This is a genomic window from Citricoccus sp. (assembly GCF_035445025.1).
GTDB lineage: Bacteria > Actinomycetota > Actinomycetes > Actinomycetales > Micrococcaceae > Citricoccus.
On sequence record NZ_DAOMPX010000131.1, the window covers coordinates 1 to 3,199 of the forward strand.

The 3,199-nt window shown below is 72.1% G+C and carries 4 protein-coding genes; 3 read left to right on the plus strand and 1 reads right to left on the minus strand.

Annotated elements, in window-relative coordinates:
- Positions 1 to 560: arginase family protein (locus PLJ28_RS15405; RefSeq protein WP_324590394.1), on the plus strand; the 560-nt coding region annotated here is incomplete at its 5' end.
- A gap of 179 nt (positions 561 to 739) precedes the next feature.
- The gene (locus PLJ28_RS15410; protein WP_324590395.1) at positions 740 to 1,144 is read left to right on the plus strand and encodes a hypothetical protein; all 405 of its coding nucleotides are present in this window, start codon (positions 740 to 742) and stop codon (positions 1,142 to 1,144) included.
- A gap of 33 nt (positions 1,145 to 1,177) precedes the next feature.
- On the opposite strand, the gene PLJ28_RS15415 is transcribed toward PLJ28_RS15410, so the two are convergent.
- The gene (locus tag PLJ28_RS15415) at positions 1,178 to 2,545 is read right to left on the minus strand and encodes a serine hydrolase domain-containing protein (protein ID WP_324590396.1); all 1,368 of its coding nucleotides are present in this window, start codon (positions 2,543 to 2,545) and stop codon (positions 1,178 to 1,180) included.
- A gap of 71 nt (positions 2,546 to 2,616) precedes the next feature.
- On the opposite strand from PLJ28_RS15415, the gene PLJ28_RS15420 reads away from it, so the two are divergent.
- On the plus strand, positions 2,617 to 3,199 hold a 583-nt coding region (locus PLJ28_RS15420; protein ID WP_324590397.1), incomplete at its 3' end, for a serine hydrolase.

Genomic DNA, 3,199 nt, shown 5'->3' on the forward strand with positions numbered 1-3,199 from the left:
GCGGCCGGCTCGGGATCCTGAACCTCGACGCGCACTTCGACCTGCGGGCCGCGGACCGGGCCACCTCGGGAACGCCGTTCCGGCAGATCGCCGAGGCCGAGGCCGCCGCCGGACGCCCCCTCGACTACGCGGTGCTCGGCATCAGCCCACCGAACAACACCCGGGCGCTGTTCGACACCGCCGAGCGCCTCGGGGTCCACTACCTCACCGACGAGGACTGCGCGGACCGGCCCGAGAGCGTCGCGGCGTTCGTCGAGGACGCGCTGGGCCGGGCCGACGTCGTCCACCTGAGCGTCGACCTGGACGTGCTGCCGGCCGCCGTCGCCCCCGGGGTGAGCGCCCCGGCCGGGTTCGGCGTGCCGGTCCACGTCATCCACGCCGTCTGCCGGCAGGTGGCAGCCAGCGGCAGGACGGCGGTGCTGGACGTCGTCGAGCTCAATCCGCGGTACGACGTCGACGGCCGCACGGCCCGGACGGCCGCCCGGCTGATCACGACCGTGGTCCACGCCGCGGCCGCGCAGGGTGCACCGGGGCCGGGTGACCAGCCCGAGCCGGGGTGAGCCCACGCAGCCGGGGCCACGGCACGGGGCGCTGATCCCTTCCGCATCTCTCGACCATGGTCCTAGGGTGGCTTCTCAACCGCGGTGAGACGGCAGTGATGCTGCCCCGTCCGTGCACGCCCTCGCGATGCACGTCCTCCATCCACAGAGCCCTTCAGCCGTGTCCTAGGTAGGTCATCATGCGTGCAGTCCTCCGAACCCTTGTCCCCGCGGCCCTCTTCCTGAGCCTGCTGGCCCCGGCCGGCGCCGCGAACGCCGCCACCGAACGCGTCGAACCGTTCTCCTTCACTGTCGACGACTGCGAGGGGGGAACCATCCGGGGGGAGGGGACCCTCCACGCCGCCTACGAGATCCAGCCCGACTGGTCGATCAGCGTCGAGGGCGATGCCCGGGGCACGGCGGTCGGTGACCAGGGCAACGAGTACGTCCTCGAGGAGAGCCACAGCGAGGTCTTCGCCCTGGGTGACTACACCTTCGACTATCGCGCCGACCTGATCAGTCAGGGCTCCGCACCCGATGAGGTGCTGCTGGTCCACTACGACCCGGGCAGTGGACTCACCTTCGAGACGGAGTGCGACGACTGACCCTCAAGGGGCCTCCCCGCCGCGGGCGGGTCCTCAGGACTCGCAGGTCGCCTCCAGCATCGGCCCCAGCAGCTCGTTGACGTCGTAGGTCAAGGGCTGGGCACTGGTCATGTCCCGGCCCGTGGCGCCGAGGGAGACCTGCCGGGTGCCGTCGGCGGAGGAGAACACCAGGGCCGCGGTGCCGAAGGTCAGCCCGTCATGGCCGTAGATCCACTGCGGTGCCTCACCCGGCCCGGTGCAGGGGTCCGGCACGCGGTAGATCCCCAGCCCGTACCCGCCGACGTCCCCGGTCCGCGGGGTGACCATCTCCTGCACCAGCTCCTCGTCGACCAGCTCTCCGGAGGTCAGCGCCTCGGCGAAGCGGTTCAGGTCCCGGGTGGTGCTGACCACGGCGCCGGCCGCGTCGAAGACGTCCGGGTCGAACCCGCGCAGGGACTGCCAGCCGAGACCGCCGACGTCGGTCCCTCCCGTCCACATGGCCCCGGTGAGGAACCGCCCACCGTGCTGGGGCTCGTCCGGGAAGGAGCTGTGACGCATCCCGGCCTCGTCGAACACCCGGTCCTCCAGCAGGTCCCCGAGGTCCTCCCCGGTCACCTCCTCGAGCACCACGCCGAGGGCCACGTACCCCGCGTTGGAGTAGCTGAAGTCGGTGCCCGGTGCGAACAGCCAGGGCAGTGCGTTGACGACGTCCAGGTGGTCCTGCGGCGTGTAGTCCTCGCCGAGGGCGGCGATGAACTGGTTCCAGTCGGACAGGTCCGTCATCCGGGTGGCGATCAGTTCCACCGAGGCGGTCTGTGCGCCGGACCGGTGACTGAGCAGGTGCTCCACGGTGACGTCCGGCTGACCGGGGAACAGGCCGGGGACGATGTCCTCGACCTTGGTGTCCAGCGCCAGATGCCCCCGCTCGATCTCCTGCAGGGCCAGCGTGGCGACCATGGTCTTGGTGATGCTGCCGACGCGGAACCGGTCCTGCGGCCGCGCCTGCGGCCTGCGGTCGATCTCCCGGTGCCCGGCCGAGCCACGCCAGGAGAAGTCCGGAGAGTCCACGCGGGCCGTCACGCCGACGGCGCCGTCGTCGACCAGTCCCTGGGCGGCCCGGTCCAGTGCGCGCTCGAGCTGCCGGGACTCGCGGTCCCCGTCCCCGTGCGTGGGCCCGGGGACCTCAGTCCCCGGCGCCTGACGATGCTGTTCCGGGCGGTCCCGCTGCTCCAGGCGCTCCTGCAGGTCCAGGCGCTCCTGCAGGTCCAGCCGGTCGAGGAACGGCTGGCCCTGGGACGTCGGCGGCCCCTGACCGGCGTCCTGCGGTCCGGCCTGCACGGCGGCGGCCGGAGCCGTCCCGCCCGCGGAGATCCCGACGACCAGTGCAGTGGCCGCGACGAGGGCGACCGGACGACGACGCATGACGCGTTCCTCTCGTTGGTATGCCTCCACGGTACGAAGGATGTGTGAGCTGGACAACTTAAGATGGGCCCATGGAACCGACCGCGCTGGAGCGCCGCCTCACCGCCCTGGCCGACGCCGTTCCCTTCGCACTGCACTACCGGGTCCACCTGCGGGGGCCCGTGCTGGGGGCCGCGCGGCCCGCACCCGCCGGGAGTCTCCCGACGCCGGCGGGGGGCCTCACGCTCTCGCGCCGCGCCGACGTCGTGGTCCCCTCCTTCTCCACGCGCAAGGTGGGCGTGCTCTGCGCGGCCCTCGCCCTCGTGCGCACCGGGCGGCTCAGTCTGGACCGGCGGCTGACCGTCACGGAGGACCTCAGGGACGGGGTGCAGGCCGGGATCATGCGCAACCTCTCGGCCGGGATCGAGCTGAGCCTGCGCGACTGCCTGGTGCAGATGATGGCGACCAGTGACAACATCTGCACGCAACTGGTGTTCGAGGCGATCGGCTCGGCGGTCGACCTCGTCCTGCCCGGGACCTCCGCGGAGCAGGCCGCACTGCAGTTCGTCAACGACTACTGCGCCTGGGCCGGGATGCGCGCCACGTGGCACCGCGAGACCTTCCCGCGCACCGGCGACCTGACGTGGTCCCACCCGCTGGACGCCATCACCGTCA